The 23,699-nt window shown below is 36.2% G+C and carries 27 protein-coding genes; 8 read left to right on the top strand and 19 right to left on the bottom strand.

Annotated features, from left to right (window positions below; translation table 11 throughout):
* Nucleotides 1-231 precede the first annotated feature (231 nt).
* Nucleotides 232-732: a PCYCGC motif-containing (lipo)protein gene (locus N7Z68_RS16565; protein WP_275119586.1), complete on the bottom strand. Its 501-nt coding sequence runs from the start codon at nucleotides 730-732 to the stop codon at nucleotides 232-234.
* A 143-nt stretch (nucleotides 733-875) separates the two neighbouring features.
* A complete protein-coding gene (locus N7Z68_RS16560; RefSeq protein ID WP_275119585.1) occupies nucleotides 876-2,462 on the bottom strand; it encodes a long-chain-fatty-acid--CoA ligase in 1,587 nt (528 codons plus the stop codon).
* A gap of 268 nt (nucleotides 2,463-2,730) precedes the next feature.
* Here N7Z68_RS16560 and N7Z68_RS16555 point away from each other — a divergent pair, with 268 nt between their 5' ends.
* Together N7Z68_RS16555 and serC are read left to right on the top strand one after the other, a co-directional pair.
* A complete protein-coding gene (locus tag N7Z68_RS16555) occupies nucleotides 2,731-3,165 on the top strand; it encodes an HIT family protein (protein WP_275119584.1) in 435 nt (144 codons plus the stop codon).
* 202 nt (nucleotides 3,166-3,367) lie between these two features.
* On the top strand, nucleotides 3,368-4,450 hold the full coding sequence (serC, locus tag N7Z68_RS16550; RefSeq protein ID WP_275119583.1) for a 3-phosphoserine/phosphohydroxythreonine transaminase: 1,083 nt from the start codon (nucleotides 3,368-3,370) through the stop codon (nucleotides 4,448-4,450).
* A gap of 51 nt (nucleotides 4,451-4,501) precedes the next feature.
* Here the strand turns inward: serC and N7Z68_RS16545 are convergent, their stop codons facing one another.
* Nucleotides 4,502-4,699, bottom strand: coding sequence for a hypothetical protein (locus N7Z68_RS16545; protein WP_275119582.1), 198 nt, complete (start codon nucleotides 4,697-4,699; stop codon nucleotides 4,502-4,504).
* Nucleotides 4,700-4,811: 112 nt separating this feature from the next.
* Between N7Z68_RS16545 and N7Z68_RS16540 the strand changes: the two genes are divergently transcribed.
* A complete protein-coding gene (locus tag N7Z68_RS16540) occupies nucleotides 4,812-5,156 on the top strand; it encodes a YtxH domain-containing protein (RefSeq protein ID WP_275119581.1) in 345 nt (114 codons plus the stop codon).
* A 274-nt stretch (nucleotides 5,157-5,430) separates the two neighbouring features.
* Entirely contained in the window at nucleotides 5,431-6,003 is a 573-nt protein-coding gene (locus N7Z68_RS16535; protein WP_275119580.1) for an HTH-type transcriptional regulator Hpr, read from the top strand.
* Nucleotides 6,004-6,016: 13 nt separating this feature from the next.
* On the opposite strand, the gene N7Z68_RS16530 is transcribed toward N7Z68_RS16535, so the two are convergent.
* Nucleotides 6,017-6,367, bottom strand: coding sequence for a DUF1878 family protein (locus N7Z68_RS16530; protein ID WP_275119579.1), 351 nt, complete (start codon nucleotides 6,365-6,367; stop codon nucleotides 6,017-6,019).
* Nucleotides 6,368-6,493: 126 nt separating this feature from the next.
* Here N7Z68_RS16530 and N7Z68_RS16525 point away from each other — a divergent pair, with 126 nt between their 5' ends.
* Nucleotides 6,494-7,036, top strand: a complete 543-nt coding sequence (locus N7Z68_RS16525) for a DUF3267 domain-containing protein (protein WP_275119578.1) — start codon at nucleotides 6,494-6,496, stop codon at nucleotides 7,034-7,036.
* An 85-nt stretch (nucleotides 7,037-7,121) separates the two neighbouring features.
* On the opposite strand, the gene N7Z68_RS16520 is transcribed toward N7Z68_RS16525, so the two are convergent.
* The gene (locus tag N7Z68_RS16520) at nucleotides 7,122-7,706 is read right to left on the bottom strand and encodes a YpmS family protein (protein WP_275119577.1); all 585 of its coding nucleotides are present in this window, start codon (nucleotides 7,704-7,706) and stop codon (nucleotides 7,122-7,124) included.
* Between the two features lie 157 nt (nucleotides 7,707-7,863).
* Here N7Z68_RS16520 and N7Z68_RS16515 point away from each other — a divergent pair, with 157 nt between their 5' ends.
* Entirely contained in the window at nucleotides 7,864-8,043 is a 180-nt protein-coding gene (locus N7Z68_RS16515) for a hypothetical protein (RefSeq protein WP_275119576.1), read from the top strand.
* Nucleotides 8,044-8,227: 184 nt separating this feature from the next.
* On the opposite strand, the gene N7Z68_RS16510 is transcribed toward N7Z68_RS16515, so the two are convergent.
* Together N7Z68_RS16510 and N7Z68_RS16505 are read right to left on the bottom strand one after the other, a co-directional pair.
* Entirely contained in the window at nucleotides 8,228-8,320 is a 93-nt protein-coding gene (locus tag N7Z68_RS16510) for a YjcZ family sporulation protein (RefSeq protein ID WP_216829380.1), read from the bottom strand.
* A gap of 112 nt (nucleotides 8,321-8,432) precedes the next feature.
* Entirely contained in the window at nucleotides 8,433-8,516 is an 84-nt protein-coding gene (locus N7Z68_RS16505) for a YjcZ family sporulation protein (RefSeq protein WP_075387556.1), read from the bottom strand.
* A gap of 185 nt (nucleotides 8,517-8,701) precedes the next feature.
* Here N7Z68_RS16505 and N7Z68_RS16500 point away from each other — a divergent pair, with 185 nt between their 5' ends.
* Nucleotides 8,702-9,517 (top strand): peptidylprolyl isomerase, encoded by an 816-nt coding sequence (locus N7Z68_RS16500; RefSeq protein ID WP_275119575.1) that lies wholly within the window; start codon nucleotides 8,702-8,704, stop codon nucleotides 9,515-9,517.
* 141 nt (nucleotides 9,518-9,658) lie between these two features.
* The gene (locus N7Z68_RS16495) at nucleotides 9,659-9,748 is read left to right on the top strand and encodes a YjcZ family sporulation protein (protein WP_275119574.1); all 90 of its coding nucleotides are present in this window, start codon (nucleotides 9,659-9,661) and stop codon (nucleotides 9,746-9,748) included.
* Between the two features lie 51 nt (nucleotides 9,749-9,799).
* Here N7Z68_RS16495 and N7Z68_RS16490 read toward each other — a convergent pair whose 3' ends face one another.
* From N7Z68_RS16490 to N7Z68_RS16435, 12 genes are all read right to left on the bottom strand, one after another.
* Entirely contained in the window at nucleotides 9,800-10,081 is a 282-nt protein-coding gene (locus tag N7Z68_RS16490; RefSeq protein ID WP_275119573.1) for a sporulation YhaL family protein, read from the bottom strand.
* Between the two features lie 156 nt (nucleotides 10,082-10,237).
* Entirely contained in the window at nucleotides 10,238-11,197 is a 960-nt protein-coding gene (yhaM, locus tag N7Z68_RS16485) for a 3'-5' exoribonuclease YhaM (protein WP_275119572.1), read from the bottom strand.
* Nucleotides 11,198-11,273: 76 nt separating this feature from the next.
* Nucleotides 11,274-12,491 (bottom strand): MFS transporter, encoded by a 1,218-nt coding sequence (locus tag N7Z68_RS16480; RefSeq protein WP_275119571.1) that lies wholly within the window; start codon nucleotides 12,489-12,491, stop codon nucleotides 11,274-11,276.
* A gap of 20 nt (nucleotides 12,492-12,511) precedes the next feature.
* On the bottom strand, nucleotides 12,512-13,897 hold the full coding sequence (locus N7Z68_RS16475; RefSeq protein ID WP_275119570.1) for a sensor histidine kinase: 1,386 nt from the start codon (nucleotides 13,895-13,897) through the stop codon (nucleotides 12,512-12,514).
* Nucleotides 13,894-14,574, bottom strand: a complete 681-nt coding sequence (locus N7Z68_RS16470) for a response regulator transcription factor (RefSeq protein WP_275119569.1) — start codon at nucleotides 14,572-14,574, stop codon at nucleotides 13,894-13,896. Before N7Z68_RS16470 ends, N7Z68_RS16475 begins: the two co-directional genes overlap by 4 nt.
* Nucleotides 14,575-14,783: 209 nt before the next feature.
* Nucleotides 14,784-17,753 carry an ATP-binding protein gene (locus N7Z68_RS16465; protein WP_275119568.1) on the bottom strand — a complete coding sequence of 990 codons (2,970 nt, stop codon included), beginning with the start codon at nucleotides 17,751-17,753 and terminating at the stop codon, nucleotides 14,784-14,786.
* Entirely contained in the window at nucleotides 17,753-18,994 is a 1,242-nt protein-coding gene (locus N7Z68_RS16460) for a metallophosphoesterase family protein (protein WP_275119567.1), read from the bottom strand. Before N7Z68_RS16460 ends, N7Z68_RS16465 begins: the two co-directional genes overlap by 1 nt.
* Before the next feature lie 576 nt (nucleotides 18,995-19,570).
* A complete protein-coding gene (locus N7Z68_RS16455) occupies nucleotides 19,571-19,900 on the bottom strand; it encodes a hypothetical protein (RefSeq protein WP_275119566.1) in 330 nt (109 codons plus the stop codon).
* 218 nt (nucleotides 19,901-20,118) lie between these two features.
* Entirely contained in the window at nucleotides 20,119-20,874 is a 756-nt protein-coding gene (yidC, locus tag N7Z68_RS16450; protein ID WP_275119565.1) for a membrane protein insertase YidC, read from the bottom strand.
* A 25-nt stretch (nucleotides 20,875-20,899) separates the two neighbouring features.
* Nucleotides 20,900-21,178: a hypothetical protein gene (locus tag N7Z68_RS16445; RefSeq protein ID WP_275119564.1), complete on the bottom strand. Its 279-nt coding sequence runs from the start codon at nucleotides 21,176-21,178 to the stop codon at nucleotides 20,900-20,902.
* A 237-nt stretch (nucleotides 21,179-21,415) separates the two neighbouring features.
* Nucleotides 21,416-22,681 carry an ABC transporter permease gene (locus tag N7Z68_RS16440; protein WP_275119563.1) on the bottom strand — a complete coding sequence of 422 codons (1,266 nt, stop codon included), beginning with the start codon at nucleotides 22,679-22,681 and terminating at the stop codon, nucleotides 21,416-21,418.
* On the bottom strand, nucleotides 22,674-23,573 hold the full coding sequence (locus N7Z68_RS16435; protein WP_275119562.1) for an ABC transporter ATP-binding protein: 900 nt from the start codon (nucleotides 23,571-23,573) through the stop codon (nucleotides 22,674-22,676). The genes N7Z68_RS16440 and N7Z68_RS16435 overlap by 8 nt, the downstream gene beginning before the upstream one ends.
* Between the last annotated feature and the right edge of the window lie 126 nt (nucleotides 23,574-23,699).

Genomic DNA, 23,699 nt, shown 5'->3' with positions numbered 1-23,699 from the left:
AGTGCAACAACTAACTTTGAACGTCTCTAACACTTAGGGGTAACAGCCTCTTTTAGAGGTTGTTCAAAAAGTCCGGGAAAAATCTCTGTTGAATTTCTTTGTCAGCTTGCTCTTCCGTGCTACACGTATTATCACCATACGCTCCAGTACTCAGAGACTGCGCTTCCTCAAACTTCTCGGATCTTTTTGTCCTCTTTTTTGAACACACATTATTATTATAATGGTTACTTTTTAAGAAACAGGCATTGGAGTGTCTGTTGGCTCCGGAAAACCTTCTTTATACATTTCATCAATGATCTGTCGAATTTGTAATGGAGAAACTCCTTCATCGTAATATTTCATGGAATAATGTGCAATTTCCAAACAAACTCCGCATCTAGCACCGTGATCATCCCATTGAACATTGCCGTTTTCAAAGTGCTCATGGACAAAGCAATCGTAAGTATGACGATGAGACACATAATCAGCGCAGCCGCAGTAACAAGGGATATGCTCTAAAAGATCTTGATAATAGGGTACGCGTTCATAGATATCTATAATATTAGAATGATAATGTTCTAAGAAATTTGGAAGCTCTTCAATAGAAGCTGTTGTCTCTCTAGTATCCTCTTTAAACTGTTCAACATGACCTACCTCGTGACCTTGATGGTTCGTAGTTTGGTCTTGGCCGCAACCTGCTAAAAAAGAAGCCATTAGTAGGAAAAATAAAGATATAATTGAAAGTCGTTTCATTTCTGCCACTCCCACCTTCCCTGTAGTCAAAGAAAGTATATCACAAACGATGTCCAAACGATTTGACAAAAAAGAAAACTGATAGAAGGGGACCTTTCTTGATAAAAATAAAAGGCTGACACATGGTCAGCCTTTGGTTGCTATTAGTTCACAAGGCGAGTACGTTCGCCCCAGAACTCTTTACGAATTTCAACTTTTTGAATTTTACCAGATGCTGTTTTTGGAAGAGCGTCCGTAAATGTAATGCCTTTTGGTGCTTTAAAATTAGCAAGTTTTGTACGAGAAAATGCAATCAGTTCTTCTTCAGTAAGCGTTTCTCCCTCGCGAAGAACAACGACACCATGCGGAACTTCTCCCCACTTTTCATGTGGAACAGCAATGACTGCTGCTTCAAGTACTGCCGGATGGTCGTAAAGAACCCCTTCAACTTCGATTGAAGAAATATTTTCTCCACCACTGATGATGACGTCTTTTTTACGGTCACAGATTTCAATATATCCATTCTCATCAACTGTCGCCATATCACCTGTATGAAGCCATCCATTGCGAATAGTGTCCGCTGTCGCTTCTGGATTTTTTAGATATCCTTCCATTACTCCATTCGTACGAGTAACGATCTCACCTATTGCAACACCATCTTTTGCCACTTCATTTCCATCTTCATCGACAACTTTAATTTGCGTACCGATCATCGGGTATCCTGTTTTCGCTTTGATGCGGTATTGCTGATCCATCGGTAAGTCTTGTAGATGTGATTTCACTCTAGCAATAGTAACTAGCGGCGAAATTTCAGTCATACCATAAACCTGAATAAACTCCCATCCAAGATCTTCTTCTACACGTGTTACGAAGGCTGGAGGTGGTGCTGAACCAGCGATGACAACACGTACATCTTGTTCAATCGTAGGTTTGGATTGATTGTATTCTTCTAAAAGCATATTTAATACAGTCGGTGCCATGTGCATGATCGAAATATTGTATTTTTGTACTTTTTCTAAAATGACTTTAGGATCTACTTTACGAAGCATAACTTGCGTTGCTCCATTTGCTGTATAGTAGAAAGGCGAACCCCAGCCATTTACGTGGAACATCGGTAAAATGTGAAGCAATTTATCTTGATCAGAAACTCTTAAATGATGTTGTACACTCAGAGCATGTAAATAGTTTGAACGGTGTGTTAATAGAACACCTTTTGGATTCCCTGTAGTTCCACTTGTATATAGTAAACTAGCAATATCTGTTTCTTCTAATTCAACACGCTCAAAACATGTTGAAGGATATTGATTTAACCACTCATCATAGTTCTCACAGTCCTCGTATGCCTTTGTAGCCCCCTGAACAATTACCTTTTTAACTGTTGTTAATTCATTACGAATTGGCTCAACTAAAGGATACAACTCTTCATCTACAAATAAGACTTGGCTTTCACTATGATTGAGAATGAAAACATAGTCTTCGGGCTTTAGACGAGTATTAAGCGGTGTCATTACCCCGCCTACTTGATACACTCCATAAAAACCTTCTAACATTTCTATTGTATTTGGTGCAAGGTAGGCAACTTTATCGCCTTTTTCAATATTAAGCGCTTTCAAGCCGTGTGAAAGGCGATTTACTCTTTCATTTAATTGGTTATACGTTATTTCTCTTGTGTCATCAATGATTGCTAGTTTCTCTCCGTAAAGACTGACAGCCCTGTCTAAAAAATGAGTTAAAACTAAAGGTACATGCATATCGTATTCCTCCCCTGGGTGATATCTTCTCCACACTTAATTTTTTATATTTTTCTAATGTTTAAAATAATTATAACAAACCGCTCAGTCTGTGTCTATATTCTGTATGATAATTCTATTAAAATTATCAACTGTTTTATAACAGAGTAATTAACTTTGTTTACTTACTTTTATTTCTTATTCTGTTAGTGTGTTGCATCCCTATCTATTAAACGTTATCCTTTACATATAGTAAAAAGTACCATTAAATTGAAAGTGGGGGTAATTGATGACCAATTTTGATCCAAACTGTATTTTCTGTAAAATTGTACAGGGGGAAATTCCCGCCGCAAAAGTTTATGAAGACGAGCATGTTTTAGCATTCATGGACATTAGCCAAGTGACAAAAGGACACACTTTAGTCATTCCTAAAGTACATCAAGAAGATATTTTTGAACTGGATGAAGAAGTGGCTTCACACCTTTTCAGTGTAGTTCCGAAGATTGCAAACTCAATTAAGAAACAATTTAAGCCTCTTGGTTTAAATATTGTTAATAACAATGGTGAAGCTGCTGGACAAACTGTGTTCCATTATCACATTCACCTTATTCCTCGCTATGGTGAAGGAGATGGATTTGGTGCCGTATGGAAAGACCACAGCAGTCAATATTCATTTGAACAACTACAAGAAATGGCGACTTCTATTGCTGCCGGAATTAAATAGTAAAAAAGTGAGACTGAATTTAAACAGTCTCACTTTTTTGTTCCCAATTTGCTGCCTTCACAGGACTTCGTAGTTCTCGTTCTTTTCAAAAAAAGACAAATTTATTAATAATTAAAAAAATAATAGAAACAGGACCCTGCCCATGATAGTATAGGAGTATTATAAACCTTAGTGTTTTAAAGAGTTAAAGGAGTGGGAAGACTTGGAGAGAGCATACAACTTTAATGCGGGACCTTCTGCATTACCATTAGAAGTTTTAAAACGTGCGCAGGAAGAACTTGTGAATTTCAAACAAACTGGAATGTCTGTTATGGAACTAAGCCATCGAAGTAAAGAATACGATGCCGTTCATACACAAGCTCAATCCATGTTAAAGGAACTGTTACAAATTCCTAACGACTACGAAGTTCTATTTCTTCAAGGTGGCGCAAGCCTTCAATTCGCACAAATTCCGATGAATCTTCTTAAAGAAGGAAAGATCGGAAATTATGTGCTTACAGGTTCTTGGTCAGAAAAAGCTTTAAAAGAAGCGAAATTAATTGGAGAAACTTTCATCGGTGCTTCAACTAAAGAAAAAGGATATCGCTCAATACCTAATGTAGAAGAGATTTCAATTAACAAAAATGACGCTTACCTTCATGTTACATCTAACAACACGATTTATGGAACACAGTGGCATCAATTCCCTGAATTTGAAAATACGTCTCTAATAGCTGATATGTCTAGTGATATTTTATGTCGCCCAATCCAAGTAGAGAATTTCTCAATGATTTATGCAGGGGCTCAGAAGAACCTCGGACCTTCTGGAGTAACAGTCGTTATCGTAAAAAAACAATTAATTGAAGATTCAAGACAGGATATACCGACAATTTTACGATACTCTACCCACGCTGATGCTAATTCACTTTATAATACTCCTCCTACTTTCGCTATTTATATGTTAGCTAAAGTTCTGGAATGGGTAAAAGATCAAGGTGGAGTTCAAACCGTTGAAAAAAGAAACATAGAGAAAGCTAAACTCATCTATGATGCCATTGATGAAAGTAATGGCTTCTATCGTGGGCATGCTGAAAAAGACAGTCGTTCTCTCATGAATATTACTTTTAATCTTCCTAGTGATGAGCTGAATAAAAAATTCTTAGCGGAAGCAAAAGCTGCTGGGTTTGTTGGCCTGAATGGACACCGTTCTGTAGGCGGCTGCAGGGCATCGACTTATAATGCGGTTCCAATAGAGGCTTGTGAGGCACTGCGCGAATTTATGATTACGTTTAGAAACAACCAATAAACGGACTTTTAAAGCACCTTCCATTTCTATTGGAGGTGCTTTATTAAAAACTTAATGAAAGGAGACATATAACCATATTCCCATACCTAGAAATAGCAACGATAAAATACCTAACTTTAGTCCATATCGTTTCCATTTCTTCCTTTCGTCATAATCTTGGGAACGTTCAACCGTAACTAATAAAGTATAGCCCGTACTAAAAAATAGTAAAATGGCAAAGGCAAAGAAAGCAAAAGTTAATCCAATCATTGTAAGCCTCCTTTATAGTATGACAGTGTCGATTTTAACCATTATATGTGGGAACGATTGTCTAATTTCCTGAAAATAAATAAATTAATTAATTAATTTTGGAGGTCTTTTTATGAAGCTTAAATCGTTGATATATGGAGTAATTGCGGGAAGTGCGATTGCAAGCATTACAACACTTCTAGTGACACCTAAGTCTGGAAAAGAGGTTCAAGCCTCACTAACAAATTCAGTAAATTCAATAAAAAGAAATTTAAATGAAACGAAAGAACAAACTACTTCTCTTAAACATCAATTGTCTGAAACAGCCAAAATAAGTAAAGAAGCAATAGAAGTTGTTTCTCAGGATGTAAAGGTTTCAATTGACGACTGGAAGCAAGAAGTCGAACCTGCTATAAAACAACTCCAAAAAGAAATTGATGAATTACAGGAAGTTTTTCAAAACAGCCGCAACACATAAACTAAAACTTTTTCAGTGCGGATTGCTTCACCTCCGCTGAAAAAGGAGGTGAAGCAATCGTATTGTTACTCAGACCCATACGATGTGTGTCACACAGAGGTGCCACAGGACGTGGCGATAAATTTTCTGGGATTAATCTCCCTGATTGAATATTAATTCACAAAAAAATCTAATTTTTTGAAAAAAAATAAAATTTCTCTTTATTAATATACAATTTCTTGTCATAATATAAAGAAAATATAGTATAAAAATATTTTAGTAATGGGGGAGAACAATGGACCATAACGTACCTTACTCAATTAAGCAGTCAATTATGTTCAGCCACAAGGTTGCTCAGCTCAGTAAGGCTTTGTGGAAATCTGTTGAAAAAGATTGGCAGTCATGGATTAAACCGTTCGATTTAAACATCAATGAACATCATATTCTATGGATTGCTTATCACTTGGAGGGGGCCTCGATCTCTGATATTGCAAAATTCGGAGTGATGCACGTCTCTACAGCTTTCAACTTTTCTAAAAAGCTTGAAGAACGCGGTTTACTAACTTTTTCAAAAAAAGAAAATGATAAACGAAATACTTATGTTTATTTAACGCCGGCAGGTGAGGAGTTACTTCTTAAAACTTTAGAATGTTATAACCCTGGGACATACAGCATTTATGGCGGGGCCTTGCCGATTAAAGATTTATACGGTAAATTTCCTGAGTTTTCTGAGTTAATGAGTATCGTTCGCCATATCTATGGTCCAGACTTTATAGAAATATTTGAAAAGACACTAAATAAATTTGAGAATGAATTTACAGACGAAGATGGAACGTTAAAACCTCAACAAACTGCTGAAACTAGATAAGAAAGCCTTATTATTAGTCTTCTTCTACTCTTTTTTCAGCTCTTTGCAATACATCTATTAAGTCAACATATAAATTTTGTGCTTTTAAAGCTTGTAAAGTTTCAGATACCGGTAATTTATCAGGCAACATTCCAACAAAGTGTACGAGAAGCGGTGTATGATGGACGAAACCAAGTTCACACTGCTCCTCGTATTCTTTTTGCAGTTCTTGACATAAAACTAATACTTGTTCTACTTCGCTCTCCGACAAGTCTTTTTCAAGTGCAAGAGAATAAAAAGGAAACGAATTTTTATCAATCATTTTTAATAACAAACTGTGTTGAAACTTTAATTTACTCATATAATCCTCATCATACAACTTCATGTCTCCCCCTCCTTTTATTTTCATTTGTCGTTAAAAATAGAAAATTTAATATTTTTGTCGTACCTATTGATTTTCTTGCAGATTCATCGTAAATTATTCAAATAGATTAAGGAGGTGCCATCCACCTTGTTTTGCTGGAAATCTGTTAATATTACACGTGATTTCGGTCGTACAAGACTTGCCATTGTATCAATAAGTGCTGCAATTTTATTTTTTCTATTTTTCTATTTATTTTTGAGTTCATTTGTCGAAATTACAACTGTTAACCAATATGGAATAATTCCTTTTATTATTGGACTTTTTTTAGTTCCTTTATTTCATAAATTACTGCATGGTTTACCGATTTGGATTTGCGGAAAACGAGCGAGATTAACGTTAAAGCGTACCGGGAAAATCCCCGTTTTATTTTGTTATATACCTAATAAAATCTCAAAAGGATTATGTATTACATCATCATTGTTCCCGCTGCTAACGATCACTCTATTTTCAACGATTGGGGCGATATATTCACCAGAACATCTCCCCTACTTGGCTATTTATGCAACGATCAATTTTGGACTTAGTGTGTACGATATTATTTATGTTAATCATTTAATTAAAGCACCTAAATCATCCTTCATAGAGGATCACCTAGACGGCTTTCATATATTATTAAATAAAGCAAGCTAACTTCACTTGAAAACTCCATTAAGTAACAGTACTATCTAAGGCTGACTCTCGGGAAACGTTTACTAAAAGCCGAGTCAGCCTTTAGCTATTGCACTTTTAATAACAATTCAATTTCATTGTTAAGTAGGTCAAACTTGCTGAAAGAGAATGAGATATTCTCTTCTTCTGTAATTTCTGACATGTTAAGATGTACTAATTGGTCATTAGGATAAATATTTACATAGGATGGAAATGAAATGTAATCCATAAGCATCTGCAAAACTAAATGCCGCGGTATTTGGAAATCCCCCATTGAAATAGTTGAGATGTTCAGCAATAAGTCCCCATTTGGTGCAACCTCAGGTACCATATCCACTTGTACTCCAATATCCCTAGACAATATCGGTATCATCGTTTTAAATTCAATTTGCTCTTCCGATAAATAAACATCGTATGTAACTAGGTGATTAGGTTGTTCGAGAAGTTTTAGTTGAATAAGTTGATTTATTTCATCTCTTGTCGTATGGATCGTAAAGTTTGCTTCAGGTGTTCCATCAGGAATTGTCAAATACTCTTTCTTATCAACCGCTGGAAATAGTGTTAAAATGATAATGAAGACTGTAAGTAAAAAGATGATATTGATCCCAGCTAAAATGAAAAAACTAATTTTCCAATTGATCGTCTTTTTCACATTACACCACCTATATAATTAGTTACTAATGTTGATCATATTTAGAACTTCAAGGCGAACAACTATCTTTTTCACCAATCTTTTGTTAAAGTAATTTTATAAGAATATGCTGCGTCACGTCCATCTTATTTTTATTAAATATATTGGAGGCTCTTTCATGCTTTTTATATTTGCTATATTTGCCTTATTTATTTTATTTATTTTTAATTCTATGACGAATGCTTTATGTTTGCAAAAAGAAATTCCAGAAGAAAGACAACCTATTGTTTTTCGTACAATAAATGTTCTTATTACTATCTTATTAACATCAACTTATGTAAAGATACTATTCACATAATACAAAACAATAAAGAACACTCGCGGATTGGCGAGTGTTTAAGCGAATACTGAGTCGTAGTTGTACTTAATACTAAAATTGTTTACTACGTCAAAATGTACTTCTTTTCCTACAATTTAATATTTCTTAACGAAAAAAAGGATGAGACGTAGTCTCATCCTTTTTTGTTACATTAATGAGTTAATTAGTAACCGTAACCCCAGCTAGCTCCGATGATTACTAACAAGATGAATAAAACTACTAGTAACGCAAATCCACCGTGATATCCGTGTGACATAATACATCCTCCTTTAAATTGATTCGGATTTTTATAGACCATTCATCAAAAGAATCGCCTTTGATCCAATTACTCAGAAGTAAATGATTGAGGTTTATCTAGACCGTATCTCTTAGTACCAAGATGCACCAACGATGATTAGTAAGATGAACAACACAACAATTAACGCGAAGCCACCGTAATATGCGTGAGACATCTATAACACCTCCTCATTGCTTCGTTACCATATCCTATGCACGAACCATTTCAACGTACTGGGCGAATGCACCAATTCCGCCAATTGATTAAAAAAACATCTTTTTTCTTTCATCAAGGATTATGTTATAGTAGAGAGTGCGCAAGGAAAAAGGCAAAAACATATTGGTTGAGGAGTGGACAAGCATGATGAAAAAAAGTATTCTCGCACTTAGTTTATCTGGTGCGCTATTATTAGGGGCTTGTGCAAATGATGGCGGCAGTGCAACAGGTGGAACTATTGTTGAAGGAACTAACATTTCAGTTACCGAAGAAGCTTTTCTTCAGGAATTAAAAGATAGACATGGTGATGAATTATTAAAAGAAATGGTCGAAAAGCAAATTTTAGATCAAGTAATTGCTAATGCTGATATTGACCAAGCAAAGGTTGAAGAAGAAGTTAATACATTTAAAGCAGAATTTGGTGTAGAAACTGATGAAGAACTACTGCAAATTCTTCAAATGCAATTTGGTCTTCCTGTAGAAACAATGGAAGAATTTAAAAATGAATTTATTATTTCAAGACTGGCTATCCAAGGTTTAATGACTCAGGACATTGATGGAGCTGACCTTGAAATTATTGATGAAGATCAAATTGAAGTTGAAGCAAGTCATATCCTAGTGGAAGAAAAAGAAACGGCTGAAGAAATACTTGCTAAAATCAATGCAGGTGAAGACTTTCAAGAACTAGCTACTGAACATTCCATTGATCCTGGTTCAGCTCAAAGAGGTGGCGAACTTGGCTTTTTTGGAAAAGGGAGAATGGTTCCTGAATTTGAGGCAGCTGCGTTTAACTTAGAAATTGGTGAAGTGAGTGAGCTTGTAGAAACTGAATATGGTTACCACATCATTAAAGTTACCGATAAGCGTGTCATTGTAAAAACGTACGATGAAGTTATGGAAGAACTATACAATGAAGCTAACATTAAGGTAAATGACCCACAATTTAAAGAACTTTTCTAAAGAATAATAACCGCGCAGGTGTAGCATTTTTGCTTCACCTGTTTTCTTTGTTTTTAAATCCGCCTAGAACCCACTTCAATCATTTTGCATAGGGTATTGTATAGTTAGATAACTAATCAGGTCACTGAAAGGATGATTGAAATGACAAAAGCAACTCCAGCATTTGGCGGATTTACTTTAATCGTAGTTTTATTTATCTTATTAATTATTGTCGGTGCAGCTTACTGCTAACCAGCGCAGGTTTAGCACGGCATTTAAAAAAGAGCCATAAGTGGAAATCACTTATGGCTCTTCACTGTAGCGCTTTCGCTTTTCACGGTCTTCTTGGATCCGTTCCATAAAAACTTGTCCTTCTTTTTCAATAAATTCATCATCCACTTTCTTATCTTCTAGCGAATGTTTTATAAAATAATAAGCACTAATTATAATCCCTAAGATAACAAAATACATCCACCATGGCTCAACATTCAATAAAACAATTGATGAAAAATCCAGTCCTGAAACAAGAAATAATAAAAGACCGATACATACGAGGACTATCATTTGCATTTGCTTATTTTTCATTCAAATCTCCCTTCCTTTCACTGTCTTTCTATTAATCTATGCTTGTCTTTTTTTTGTATGTCTAAATTAACAATGAAAGGAAGTTTTTTTAATAGGTTGTTCAAAAAGTGATCTTATTATCCTTTTTGAACACACACTTAAATAGATTATTAGTCTTTAAATATCTAACGGTTTTTCATGAAAACTAGGCTTATACAATGAACGATTTTCTAGAGCATGTACTCGATCAGAAAACTCTCCTGGCTGAACCCGTTCTAAGGCTCGATCCATCATATTCATCTTCGCATCGACGTTATCAATCATGTGAAGAATTTCTGCCTCACGAATAAGAGGCGGCTTCGGACTTCCCCACTCTCCTTTACCATGATGACTAAGGACAAGGTGTTGAAGTATGAGCACTTCTTCACCGTCAATTCCAAGCTCTTTTGACGCCTCTCCTATTTCATTAACCATAATCGTTATATGACCAAGAAGTTTACCTTCAATCGTATACTGTGTATCAATCGGTCCAGACAATTCTTTTACTTTACCTAAATCGTGCAAGATAATTCCAGCATAGAGTAAATCTGTATCTAGACTAGGGTACAGCACCGAAATGGATTTAGCTAAGTCTAACATCGATACGACATGATAGGCCAAGCCTGACACAAATTCATGGTGATTTTTCGTAGCTGCCGGCGACTCAATAAAAGCATCTTGATGCTTCTTTAATAAATGTCTGGTAATTCTTTGGATATTAGCATTTCTCATATCAAAAATATATTGAGTTACCTTCTCTAGCATTTCTTCAGGGGAAATGGGAGCTGATCGAATAAAATCAGCAATTTTAACATTGTCCATTGCTGTAGTAGGACGAATACTATTAATCTTCAATTGGTTCTTTCCGCGAAATTCAGAAAGCTCACCAATAATATGAACGATTTCTTTACTTTTAAACGTCGCTTCATCTTCAGGGGAACAAGACCATAGTTTGGCCTCAATCTCCCCGGTGTTGTCACTTAATATAAGTGTCAAAAAAGGCTTGCCATTGCTGGCTGTTCCTTTCATTGCAGTTTTTATTAAAAAGTAACTATCTAAAGAATCCCCAGTTCGGTAGTGGACAATTCCTTTACTCATAATTACACCACTTTCAACAGTTTTCTTACCCTTAGTATATCATATCGTTCTTTTACATTAAGTAAAGAGAATGTAATTAGATAACGGCTTGCCGTCGTTTTTTTTGAGCTAACCAAAAGATTGTAACGAAAAATGCCATGAGCAATGTCACAGCCCCTAAACTATATGGCAGATAGATATTTACTTCAAATAATACACCTGCTATGAGAGCTCCGACGACATTTCCTAGACTCATAAACGAATTATTTAGGCCCATGACCATCCCTTGATGTCCGTCTGCTAGTCTTGATAGCGTGGTATTTAATGCAGGGCGCAATATGGAGTTGCCTAAGAAAAAGAAACAAGTCGTTAATAGAACGGTTGTAAAATTAAACGCGAGAGACATGAATATAAATCCGATTCCACCTATAAATAAGGCACCTAACACGACTTTATCATCACCAAACTTTGTTGTTAAACGACCGACGAGAACTCCTTGGGCAACAGCGCCAACGACACCGACAAATACCATGATCGTACCGACCTGACTAGGAGAATAGTTAAACTGATAGAGAGCATAAATTCCAAAGATCGCTTGGAAGTTAGCGAGAGCAAAGCTCATCACAAAAACAAGGATCAGCCAAAATCCAATCGGGCTCTTGATTGCTTTTCCCATTTGTGCAATTTGACTTTGTTTTACTTCGCTTTGTTTCACTGCATTTGCTTCTCTTTGTTCTTTTGGAAGTGACTCAGGTAATAAAAATAAAGAAAACAACCCGGCAAGACTAGCAGCAATACCTGCAAACACAAATGGTGCAGCTAAATTGATTTCTGCCAACCACCCTCCAATTCCAGGACCAACTACAAAACCTAGAGCCATAGCAGCTCCTAACATCCCCATTCCTTGACCTCTTTTTCGTTCTGATGTTCGATCAGATACAAAGGCCATCGCTGACGGCATGATCGCAGATCCAAACGCCCCTGCCAGCATTCTTGAAAGAAAAAGCATCCATAGTTGCGTGGCAAATGCAAAAATAAATTCAGCTATGGCAAAACCAAACATTCCCAGGGCAATTAACGGCTTTCTTCCTACACGGTCCGATAACCTTCCCCAAAATGGCGCCAACAAAAATTGCATAAAAGAAAAAATGGCGATAAGAATACCGAGCTCAATACTTGAAGCACCAAATTGTTCTATATAGTATGGGAGAATGGGAATCACTAATCCAATTCCCATCATGATGACAAACATATTTAACATGAGCATAATTAATGGTTTCTTACTCATTCTTTCTTCTTCGAATTGCTGCTCCATCAGTGATTGACCTTCTTTCTTTATTCCTCTTTTTTCACTTTAATTTTTTTCTTGTTAAAATCATAGTCATGCGGTAATACAACAAAGAAGTTCACACCTTCTTCTTTGTTTTCAACACCTGGATAACCCCCATGTAATTCTGCAATCCGTTTTACAATAGCTAATCCTAATCCAAACTGACCCTTATTTCCTTTATGAAAAGGGGTAAAAATATTATGAATGTCACTTACCGGTATTTGATCACCGTCATTTTCAACCGTAAGTCTAACTGTGTGTTCACCTTTTTCAGCTTTAATATAGATTTTTTGATTGGCATAACGAAGGGCATTTTCGATAAAGTTTTCTAATAATACTTGTATTTGTTCTTTATCTCCTCTGAACTTAATATCGGCTCCAGTAATAATGAACGTCACATCTTCACGCTGAATTCGAAAACGTTCTTCTAAGTGGAAAGCGATCGCCCCAAATGTAATTTCCTCTCGTACAGGATCCTCATCTTTTAAAGAATCTAATTTAGTAAAGTACAACATATCCTTTACTCGTCGTTCCATTCGATCCGCTTCTTCAAGGATGACATTCATTGTGCTTTCTATATTTTCCTTTGGCAGTATGCCGTCTTTAACACTTTGAGCATAACTTTTAATCACCATAATTGGTGTTTTTAATTCATGGGAAGCATGCTGAATAAATGTCTTTTGCGCTCGATCGTAACGCATCAGATTTTGGCGCATTCGTTCAAATTGGTAAGATAGCTTTTGGAAGTCATCATCGCCCGACCAAATAAAAGGTTCTTGCCAATTTCTTTTAGCAATTTGTTCAAAGTGATTTCCTAATACCGTAAGAGGCTGTCTTAAGTAGTGGTTTAAATAAATAGCTGGTAATAAACTTAATGCACTCGTAAGCAATAAAATATAAAGTAATCGTTCCCAAAGTCTATTAACCATACGGTCGCGATACGTATCCCACATATAAGAAATTTGATAAGCTTCCTCATTTGTGGTCTTAATTTTCGTAATAACATAAAATAAGGTAGCTCCGTTGTATGTTAATTCATAACGCCCTCTAGTTGTTTCTTGAGCAAAAGCATTTTCACCCATTTCTTGAAGAACTTCGTTTGGCACGGAGTCTCCACGCCTTGTACCATATTGGTTGATGACAAACAAATGCCCTACAGACCGTTCAGCTTCACGCCGTTCAATGAAATCGACCTCCGATTGGGGTGGCGTAAAAAATTCACTGTATGGATTAGCAAATCTTGCCTGCTCTTGTTCAATAATTCGATACGTTTCTTCAGTCAATGTTCCTTTTAGGGAAATTGGATAAATAATAATTATGGAGAGGCCAACGAGTACAATTAACGAAATAAACGAAAGCCAAATCCTTTGTGTTAAATTGACTCTAATCATGATGATAAGACTCGATATCCATATCCATAAAGAGTTTCTAAGTGTACGCGAGGCATCTTTTTACGAACTCGTCTTACCACATCATCAACGGCCCGTTCCGATCCGTAATAGTTTTCTCCCCATACATGTTCAATTATTTCTTCCCTCGAAAAAGCCTTACCGACTTTTCCTGTTAACAATAAGATTAAGTCCATTTCTTTCGTCGTTAAATCAACCGGATCTGCAGGCCCGTGCTTATCAACCACCGTTCTGCCAATCGGGTCAATCAGATAATCATTTAGTTCAATCTTTCGCTGTTCGTTTTGTCCAGTTCCATACACACGTGAAAGCAATTTCTTTGCTCGAATAATTAGTTCTTGAGGTAAAAACGGCTTTGCCAAATAATCATCACTGCCCATTTCTAACCCTAAAACTCGATCCAAATCTTGATCACGTGCTGATATAAATATTACTGGTGTATCGCCGTGTTCCTTAATTGCCTTCAATACTTGATAACCATCTGTTCCAGGCAACATAATATCTAATATCCATAAATGTGGTTTCTCTTCTATCGCCTGGACAGCTGCATCACCATTATCAAATGTCTTTACATACCAACCTTCTTTTTCTAAATAAGCCTTTAAAACTTGAGAAAGATTTTCTTCATCTTCTACTAAATGTACAATAAATTGACTCATACCTTATCCCTCCTAGGATTAACAAGAAGTTGACTTTAAAAACAGCAGTACCTCAAAATCAACGAATATCAACAACATAAATTTCTACAACTTATAATTTTAAAAAAATCCCACTTCTCCAGCAGGATTTTTTCTTCTTTTCAAACAAATGTGTCATCACATATGATTTATATTTTATCAAATCTATTTCTTTTTATAAAGAAACATGATTATGACAGTACCATCGTTGACTCTTGTTGAAAAAGATTTTTAATTTGTTCGTGACATGAAAAGAAAAGAACTTGATGCTTTTTAGCTACTTCCTCTAAGACTGTCTTGGCATTAACCTTTCTTATATCATCAAAATTGACCATAATATCATCTAAAATAATCGGCATAGGAGAATGTGCCTGATACGCCAGTGCTAAAGCGAGTCGAAGAGATAAATATAATTGTTCACCTGTTCCCTGACTCAATTCATCCGGATAAAATCGAACCCCATCGTGTCGCTCAACGACGAAAGTATTCTCTGAAATAGGTGCAAATAAGTGAATATATTCACCATTTGTCATCTGTGAGAAGATATCTTTTGCTTTTTGAACAACTACAGGCTGTCTTTCCAATTCATAAATGGACTTAGCTTGCCTCAGTATCAATTGGCCGATTCGCAAGGTAGCCCACTCTTTGGCCGCTTCCTGAAATTCTGATTTTTGCAATTCATACGTTTGACAGAGTTGAGAATGATTCGTTCCCTTCTCCAATTGTTCAATTTCATGATCTATTCTCCCAAGTTGCTTTTGTTGTGCAGCTTGGAGTTCTATTGTTTCTGTTAACTGCTCATTTAACATGGCTAGAGTTTCTTCAATAGTAACAAGACCCTGCTCTAATTGAGCACCTGCTTCTTCTTTAGTTAGACTTTCAGTTCCAATTTGGGCTTGTTGAGAACGAAGAAATACTAATTCTTTTTCAAGCTTTTGTCTTTCACTTGCAATGTTTGCTAAACAAAAGAATTCTTCTTCTTCATTAGCTGAACCCTTCTCTAACCACGTTGAACGCTCCTCTTGTAAATACTGAATTTTCTTTTTCAGCGTATCAATTTCTAATTCGAGTCTCTTCATAATTTTGTTTGTTTCTAAGATTTGCATTCTTGTTTTTTCTTCTCGTTCTATCACTTCCTGAACTTTATGTACAAGTACAGCAAAACTGTCGTTTTCTTTAATGAATAATTCACCGGCTATTTTCTTTCCTAGTTTTTCAATTTCCTCAAGTCGCTCACCAATTTCTGTTTTTCTTTTTTCGAAGTAGTTGTGATCGTTGATTAGTTGTTTTGTGTCAACAATAAGATCGAACAATTCTAAATGATGTTCGCCATTGCCATAATGACCAAATTGATATTTTCTACACCATTCAACTAATTGATTTTGAATAAGCTCAAGCTCGTTTTCGCAAGTTTCAATCGCTGCTAATACTAGATTGTACCCTTTTTCCTCTTGTGATAACTGTTGTTGCCTTATCTCTAATTGATTTTCTTTGACTGTATTATCGTTAAGGATCCGATCTATATGTTCAATCTCTCTTTCTAGCTCAGGAATGGTTCTTAACCGTTCGAGTTTTTTTCCAAGGTCTTGAATTTCAGAGTCACTAGTTTGATCGGTACTCATCCTGTTAGTACTGTTCATATAGAGCATAACGGTGGCAGCAATCAATGAAAGCATAGATGGAATCCATTGTTGTACATAGGCTAACCATACCCCAACCCCAACTAACAGGAGAGATATAAGGAGAAGATAGTACCCGTTTTTCTTTTGATGATCCGAGGTTTTGGGCTGAAACTTCTGCCAATGAATCTGTTGTTCTAATTCAAGTCTTTGCGATTTTTCCTCTTTACGTTTTATCAACTCTTGTTCCATTTCTTCTTTATCTTCATTGGACAGACACTGCTTACGTATGTCTGTAAGTTTTTCCTTTATTTGTTCAAGTTGCAAGGATTTCGTCTTCAGTTCACCATCTAAATGTTCTTGTTCATAACGAGTTTTTCTCTCTCGTTGCACTAGTATTTTTAACTCTTCTTTTCCCGTTAAACTAGTTTCTGCACGTAAAATAGTTTCATTACTCCAATTGCGACCCAATCTTTCTGTATGAGCTGCAATTAATTGATTGGTTTTTCGCAGCTCTAGCTCTACACTAGATAACTCTTCTTTCAATCTTTCATATTCGTAGGACTGCTCTTTTAGCAGTAGTGCTTGTTCTTTAATTAGTTCAAAGTCATCTTTTACTGTCCCTTCCTTTATTTGTTGTTTATGTTCGCTTAACTTAAGTTCTAAGTCGATTAACTGCTCTTTCAGTGTCTGTTCTTTTGCTAGGCTGTCTTTCACTGCATCTATGCCATGCATCGGAAAATTTTCAATAAACGGAAGCTGCTCTAGTTGTGAAATAATACCTTTTTCCTGAACATACAATGGCTCAATAAGCTTTAGTTTTTCTTGAATTTTTATTCTGTCCTTTAGTACATTAATCGTTTCATTGACCTGCTTATATTGAGAATGAAGTTCCTTTCGTTCTACTAGTAAGTCATTATAATGATTGAGTTGGCTCTCAACTTGTTTTAAATTTTTCTTCATTTCCTCTAACTGTTGTAACTTTTCATTTAGGACTGGCCTTTTTCCATTAGGCTTAAATAATTCTTGTTGTCCTTTTTCGATCTTTTTTTCAAGTTCACTTAATGAGCCTTTTCCCCAAATACTTGCCCCCTGCAAATATTGATTTAATTCTTCCGTTTTTAACTGCTCCATTTTTTGCAGATCACTAGCACTAAATGAAAATATCCCTAAGAATACCCGTTTATCTATTCCACCTAGCAAATTATTTAATGTTTCCTCACCGCCAACCGTTCCATCTTCAAAATAGACTATAGCTTTTCCATTATTTTTTCCCTTTTGTCTCTCAATCGTAACTTTACCTATATCACTTATTTCTATCGTTAATTTTCCACCATAACTGTTCCCGTGCTTCGGTTCGTAATGGGCACCTGCTTGTGATTTTGTCGGGAAACCAAACAACATCACTGTAATGAACGATTTTATTGTAGACTTACCCTTTTCGTTCTCTCCATATATAACTTGTAAACCTGTAGAATGGAAGTTAATTTGCTTATCGTAGAATTTTCCATATCCGTAAATATGTAAGTGTGTAATTCTCATTAACTCCACTCCCTTAATAATTCTTTTAATATCAAATCCCGGCCATCTTCTAGTAATTTTTCATAGTCCTCATCACTCAATGGCTCTAGAAATGATTTAGCTTTTCGATGATTATATAATTCTTTGAGAACTTCTTTTACATCATCATGAGAACTTTCCATTAATCCAGCTGCAACTCTCGTAATATCACCTAAGAAATCATCTTGCTGTTGTAATTGTTGAATATCCCATTTCTTTTCTGTTTGATTATCATAAGAAGAGATCCAAACGAAAGTTTCTTCATCGTCTTGGTCCTCATTCACATGTGTTATCCAATCCTCTATTTGATCTGTTTCTTCTAATAGTTCTGTCATTGGCCCTTCGCCGGTAAATTGGAGATGTAACATGGCGCTTTTCTTTAAATTCCGTCGATCATCGATCATTTGTTCACAGTAAGCTAAGAACTGTTCATGTGTTTGGATGTTGTTAATCGAGATTTCTAACGTTTCCCATAGTAATGGAGCTGTTTCATGAAATTCCACAAGAACTTCATTTGTTTCATCAATCTCTACAAGTAAGCACCCTTTTTTCCCTGTTTCTTTTTTATGCCTGCCTTGAATATTTCCCGGGTAGAAAATTGTTGGTTTTAGTTGAATCCTTTGATGTATGTGTCCTAAAGCCCAGTAGTTAAAGTCTTTTTCTTCTAATTCCTTCGTATGGAATGGTGCATATGGGTTATGACCGGTTATACTATGCTCTTGTCCATGAAGCATTCCAATATGGAAATCTGCTCCTTCTATTTTTTTATAATGGTCAATTTTTCTCTCATAGATTTCTCGTTCTTGATAACTAAACCCGTAGATATGAGCTGATGTACCATTTGAACTAACAAATCGTTTACATTCTAATTCACTTGAAAAGAAATGAACATTATTGGTCCAATTCACAGACACCCAGTTCCCTTTAAGATGATCGTGATTCCCATGGATAATATAAACTGGAATGTTTTCTTCGGCTAATCTCGCAAATTCTTTCCTAAGAAAAAGTTGAGCTTTTAAACTTCTTTGATCAAGATCATATAAGTCCCCTGAGATTAATATAAAATCAACTTGATGTTGTATGGCTATGTCAATGATTTTTCTAAATGAATCAAACGAGCTTTGATATATCTGATTAAGCAGTGGTTCAGGTAAATGTACCAAACCTTTAAAAGGACTATCTAAATGTAAATCAGCAGTATGTATAAAACGTAACTGTTTCAATGTTTCACCACCTCTTAGAAACTCTTTCTGTTTTTCATAGTTTTATTATAGCAAAAAGTGAACATGTGTTCTATCCCACTTCTATAGTTTGGCAGCTTTAGAAAAGAGTAATAAGGTGATAACCATAAGCAACGTCATCATCCATCTCCTGTTGCTCACGACGGTTGTCGTCTCATAGATATTTTCTCTAGTGTATACCATTCAGGCGTTTAGGTTGATGGGTCCGTGGGCTCCCCTAGGGTCCTCCTCTAGCGCTCGTCATTTCGCGCTTTCCGTTCACGTTTTCTCCTAATTTTCCCCTCTACTGCTCACGATTCACGCTGTTTCGTTCACGCTTTCTCCTAACTTTTTCCTCTAACGCTCACGATTCCGCGCTTTTCGTTCACGCTTTCTCCTAATTTTCCCCTCTACTGCTCACGATACCGCGCTGTTTGTTCATGCTTCCTCCTATTTTTTCCCTCTACTGCTCACGATTGCTCGCTTTTTGTTCATGCTTTCTCCTTGTTTTTTCTTCAAGGGTGAACTAACAGCACAAACAAAAAAGGAGGCCCCAGCCTCCCGATTGTTTTTTTGAACTTACCACCAAAAAAAAGGTAATAAGGAAATGGCAGTTAAAGCTGCTAATGGCAAAACGAGTCGTTGAAACGGCCGTGGTCTTGGATAGAATGGGTACGGAGCATAAGGATATCCAAATCCCGCGTAAGGGTAACCCCATTGTCGTTCATCACTTCTCATATATCCATGACCGGATTGCTGTATATCATCCATTGGCACCGCTAAGTATACATGATCATTATCAACGTGTTCGATAATACCTTGATACGTTTGCTGATCCGCCGTTTGCACCATTACATGCTGATTCATGTATTGCTGACATAGCGATTGCATGTACTGTTTATTATACATGTTTACGCCCTCCTCAAGATTAGTCCATTTCATCATATTCAACATTGGGCGAATGGTGACTCGAAAAGCGCAAGGTGCCTGCTTATCGGCGACAAACGCTGGAGGGCCAGCGATAACTGTCTTGCTCTCTTTTGATGGAGAAGCGCGACCACTTGGAATTTCATACTTTCTACATAAAAAGAGGATGACTAATAAATGTCATCCTCTGTCATTCTAATTTATACATTTAATTCAAGATCTTTTGTTTTTCCATACAGGAAATAACTTTGTACGATCATAAATAGATTTCCAATTACCCAATACAAGGCTAGAGCTGACGGCATCGCTAATGCAGCCATCAAGATCATTGCAGGCATGATATATATTGTGACTTGCATATTTGCGGGCAACGTACGCATTGTTAGTTTCCCTTGAATAAACGTAGTAACCGCAGCCACAATCGGTAATATAAACAGTGGATCTGGACTGCCTAGATTAAACCACAGAAAAGAATGCCTTGCAATTTCTTCCGTTCTCATAATCGCAAAATAGAAAGCCATTAAAACAGGCATTTGAATGAGTATTGGTAAGCAACCTGCCATAGGGTTAACGCCGTGTTTCTGATATATACTAAGCATTTCCTTTTGAAATTTTTGCTGTTCTTTTGGATCTTTCATATTATATCGATCTTTTAATGCTTCCATTTCAGGTTTAATCGCTTGCATCACGCGGCTACTTCGGTTTTGTTTTAAAGTAAGCGGTAAAATCATCAAGCGAATAAAGATCGTAACTACAATAATCGATAAACCAAAACTGCCATTAAAGAGTTGAGCAACAAATGTAATTAACCATGATAAAGGATACACAAAGTAGTGATTCCAAACCCCTGTTGATTCTGCTGTAATTGGTTGAGTCGTTGCTCCACAACTTGCAAGCAACAGGGTACAACCTATTAACAAAATGAAAAGTATAAATGTATTCGTAGTCTTTTTCAATGAACATCCTCCTTATTATTGAATACTATGAGTTCAATAATAAGGAAGAGTTTGCATCATCATCGTTTTTCGAGTTCCGATCATGAGAGTTCGGTATCTTTCTTTTTATTAATATAAACGATAGGACGATGAGTACTGTCGGCATAACATGGAGTATTTGATTTTCTCTATCATTCCTTTTAGCAAAGTCCTTGCGTTGAAAATGCCAATGTACAACTCTTCTCGATAACGCAGCGGTAATATAGACCATGGACACACCGAGTAAAAGCCATATAACAGGAAGATCAAACGTCACCTCAAACACACTCATCGCCCCCTTTCTAGTCCTATTTTGTTAAATTATAACATTTGTATAGAAAAGCGCAAGGTGCCTGTTTATCGGCGACAAGCGCTGGAGGGCCAGCAATAAGTGTCTTGCTCTTTAGACACGCTTGATGGACCGAAGCGACCTCGAGCCGATGGCACCTGGAGCTAGACATAGAAAAGCGCAAGGTGCCTGCTTATCGGCGACTAGAGTACACCGTATGAGAGAATTATTCGATTATTTTTCCCTTTTGGACAACTGTAGCGCTCGTTTAAAGTCTTTTAAGGAAGATGACTTTCCGTACATTAGTACACCACCGCGATAGACGCGAGCACCAACCCATGCAAATAAAACGATTGTTACTATAAGGATAGCTACTCCAAGTAACACTTCCCATAATGGGAGTGACAGCATTCCTACTCGTAAAAACATGATCATCGGTGCAAAAAATGGAATAAACGAAGTCACGGTAACAATCTTTGCTTCTGGATTCGATAAGCCAAACATGGCGATTAAAAAGGCAGCTACAATTAAAAATATCATCGGTGATACCATTTGATTAACGTCCTCTATGCGACTAACAAGCGAACCTAACATTGCTGATATCGTTGCATACAAGAAATAACCGAGTATGAAAAATAAGAATGCATAGCCAATCAAATGCAGCGGAAGTCCTTGACCAACAATTAACTCCCCTAGTTCTTGATCAAAAGAGTCTGTTGACAACCTTTGTCTAAGGGAAAGAACTCCTACTAAGAAAATTAATACATATTGCGTTAATCCTAACAAAGCAATCCCGAATATTTTGCCAAACATTTGTTGGACTGGCGAAGAACTAGAAATTAAGATTTCCATTACTCTTGACGACTTCTCAATCGCTATTTCCGTCGCAATCATATTACCGAACATAAGGACAGAAAAATAAATAATAAAGAGTAAGATATAAACAAAAATACGTGCTTGATTAAGTTCCATTTCTGTTTTTGCTGTTTCCGCAATCGCAACCCGCTCAAATTGAATCGGGGCATAAATGCTAGCTACTTCTTCTGGTTGTAAATTTAAGCCCGAAGTTACAATTTCTTCTTTCACTTGCTGAAGTGCCTGCTCTAATTGCCAAGGCAATATTTGTTCGACAACTGTCATCGCATAGTATTTTCCTTCAGGCAACCCGGTGTCCCCTAGTGATAGTTCAATCATACCTTCCACTTCTTGATCTATAACTAACGTTTCCGCTTCTGAATACGAGCCCCCAAAATCCTTTAATTCTACAGTAGGGTTAATTTGACTAACTGTATGTTTAAGAGGTTCAAAAAGTTGACCCGTTTCATCCAATACTAATACAACACTACTCTCTTTTTGATCTTGATCAAACATAGTAATTATTCGATCAAAATTCATGAAGCCAAAAATAAATAACAGGGTTATTGCTGTCGATATGAGAAAAGATTTTGATTTTAACTTTGAAAGATATGTATGTGCTAAAACAATAAAAAATTTATTCATACTGAGCACCCACCTTTTCTATGAAAATGTCATGTAACGATGGGTCTTCTATCTCAAACTTTCGAACGAACCCTTTTGTTGCTAATAATTGAAATAACTTATGTGCTGTTTCTTCAGCATCTATTTGAACTAAAGCCCCTTCTTTCGTATGTTTAACCTTTTGGACACCTTCTAACTGATCAAGAAATTCGAGTGAGAAATCGGCCCGGATGACGACATTCATTTTTCCAAAAGACCGTTTAACATCTCGAATATTTCCTTTTACAACAGGCGAACCATTATGTAATATTACTAAGTGTTCACACAGTTCTTCTACATGCTCCATTCTATGACTGGAAAATACGATCGTCGTTCCTGATTTATTAAGGTCAATTACTGCCTCTTTTAATAGCTCAACATTTACAGGGTCAAGACCACTAAAAGGTTCATCTAAGATGAGTAACTCCGGCCGATGAATAACCGAGGCAATAAATTGAATTTTTTGCTGATTACCTTTCGACAACTCTTCTACTTTTTTATCCTTGTATTCAGGAACTTTAAACCGTTCAAGCCACTGATTCATCTCTTTTAAAATAGTAGCTTTTCCCATACCTCTTAGTCTTCCTAAATAAATTAATTGCTCGGATACTTTCAGTTTTGGATACAATCCTCTTTCTTCTGGTAAGTATCCTATGATTTGACTTGACTTGTAATTAATTTTCTCATTATTCCATGAAATCTTTCCTTCTGTTGGTTCTAGTAGATTTAAAATCATTCGAAAGGTTGTCGTCTTTCCTGCACCATTTGCACCTAACATCCCAAACATTTGACCTTTCTCAATCTTCAAATTTAAATGATTGACTGCGGTTGTTTTACCAAACTTTTTTGTTAGATCCTCTATTAATAAACTCATTTTAAACCTCCAAAACTCTTGTTATCTTTTATATACGGTTGAACTAGGATTATGTTTCACAAAATATTAAAATACTTTTGAACAACCACTAAAAAGCTATATTATTTCAAAATATGTTACACTTGA

Source organism: Alkalihalobacterium chitinilyticum, assembly GCF_029028005.1.
GTDB lineage: Bacteria > Bacillota > Bacilli > Bacillales > Bacillaceae_F > Alkalihalobacterium > Alkalihalobacterium chitinilyticum.
Note: the sequence above shows the minus strand (reverse complement) of the source record. Positions and strands in the feature narration are given on the sequence as shown.

What these genes read in the sequence shown, in the direction of transcription:
- N7Z68_RS16500 (WP_275119575.1), top strand. Translation starts at nt 8,702, where the DNA reads ATGATGAAAAAAAGTATTCTCGCACTTAGTTTATCTGGTGCGCTATTA.
- N7Z68_RS16530 (WP_275119579.1), bottom strand. Translation starts at nt 6,367, where the DNA reads ATGAAGTTGTATGATGAGGATTATATGAGTAAATTAAAGTTTCAACAC.
- N7Z68_RS16510 (WP_216829380.1), bottom strand. Translation starts at nt 8,320, where the DNA reads ATGTCACACGGATATCACGGTGGATTTGCGTTACTAGTAGTTTTATTC.
- N7Z68_RS16440 (WP_275119563.1), bottom strand. Translation starts at nt 22,681, where the DNA reads ATGAATAAATTTTTTATTGTTTTAGCACATACATATCTTTCAAAGTTA.
- N7Z68_RS16555 (WP_275119584.1), top strand. Translation starts at nt 2,731, where the DNA reads ATGACCAATTTTGATCCAAACTGTATTTTCTGTAAAATTGTACAGGGG.
- N7Z68_RS16495 (WP_275119574.1), top strand. Translation starts at nt 9,659, where the DNA reads ATGACAAAAGCAACTCCAGCATTTGGCGGATTTACTTTAATCGTAGTT.
- N7Z68_RS16535 (WP_275119580.1), top strand. Translation starts at nt 5,431, where the DNA reads ATGGACCATAACGTACCTTACTCAATTAAGCAGTCAATTATGTTCAGC.
- N7Z68_RS16470 (WP_275119569.1), bottom strand. Translation starts at nt 14,574, where the DNA reads ATGAGTCAATTTATTGTACATTTAGTAGAAGATGAAGAAAATCTTTCT.
- N7Z68_RS16545 (WP_275119582.1), bottom strand. Translation starts at nt 4,699, where the DNA reads ATGATTGGATTAACTTTTGCTTTCTTTGCCTTTGCCATTTTACTATTT.
- N7Z68_RS16560 (WP_275119585.1), bottom strand. Translation starts at nt 2,462, where the DNA reads ATGCATGTACCTTTAGTTTTAACTCATTTTTTAGACAGGGCTGTCAGT.
- yhaM (WP_275119572.1), bottom strand. Translation starts at nt 11,197, where the DNA reads ATGAGTAAAGGAATTGTCCACTACCGAACTGGGGATTCTTTAGATAGT.
- N7Z68_RS16435 (WP_275119562.1), bottom strand. Translation starts at nt 23,573, where the DNA reads ATGAGTTTATTAATAGAGGATCTAACAAAAAAGTTTGGTAAAACAACC.
- N7Z68_RS16480 (WP_275119571.1), bottom strand. Translation starts at nt 12,491, where the DNA reads ATGGAGCAGCAATTCGAAGAAGAAAGAATGAGTAAGAAACCATTAATT.
- N7Z68_RS16515 (WP_275119576.1), top strand. Translation starts at nt 7,864, where the DNA reads ATGCTTTTTATATTTGCTATATTTGCCTTATTTATTTTATTTATTTTT.
- N7Z68_RS16475 (WP_275119570.1), bottom strand. Translation starts at nt 13,897, where the DNA reads ATGATTAGAGTCAATTTAACACAAAGGATTTGGCTTTCGTTTATTTCG.
- N7Z68_RS16490 (WP_275119573.1), bottom strand. Translation starts at nt 10,081, where the DNA reads ATGAAAAATAAGCAAATGCAAATGATAGTCCTCGTATGTATCGGTCTT.
- N7Z68_RS16455 (WP_275119566.1), bottom strand. Translation starts at nt 19,900, where the DNA reads ATGTATAATAAACAGTACATGCAATCGCTATGTCAGCAATACATGAAT.
- N7Z68_RS16540 (WP_275119581.1), top strand. Translation starts at nt 4,812, where the DNA reads ATGAAGCTTAAATCGTTGATATATGGAGTAATTGCGGGAAGTGCGATT.
- N7Z68_RS16505 (WP_075387556.1), bottom strand. Translation starts at nt 8,516, where the DNA reads ATGTCTCACGCATATTACGGTGGCTTCGCGTTAATTGTTGTGTTGTTC.
- N7Z68_RS16465 (WP_275119568.1), bottom strand. Translation starts at nt 17,753, where the DNA reads ATGAGAATTACACACTTACATATTTACGGATATGGAAAATTCTACGAT.
- N7Z68_RS16565 (WP_275119586.1), bottom strand. Translation starts at nt 732, where the DNA reads ATGAAACGACTTTCAATTATATCTTTATTTTTCCTACTAATGGCTTCT.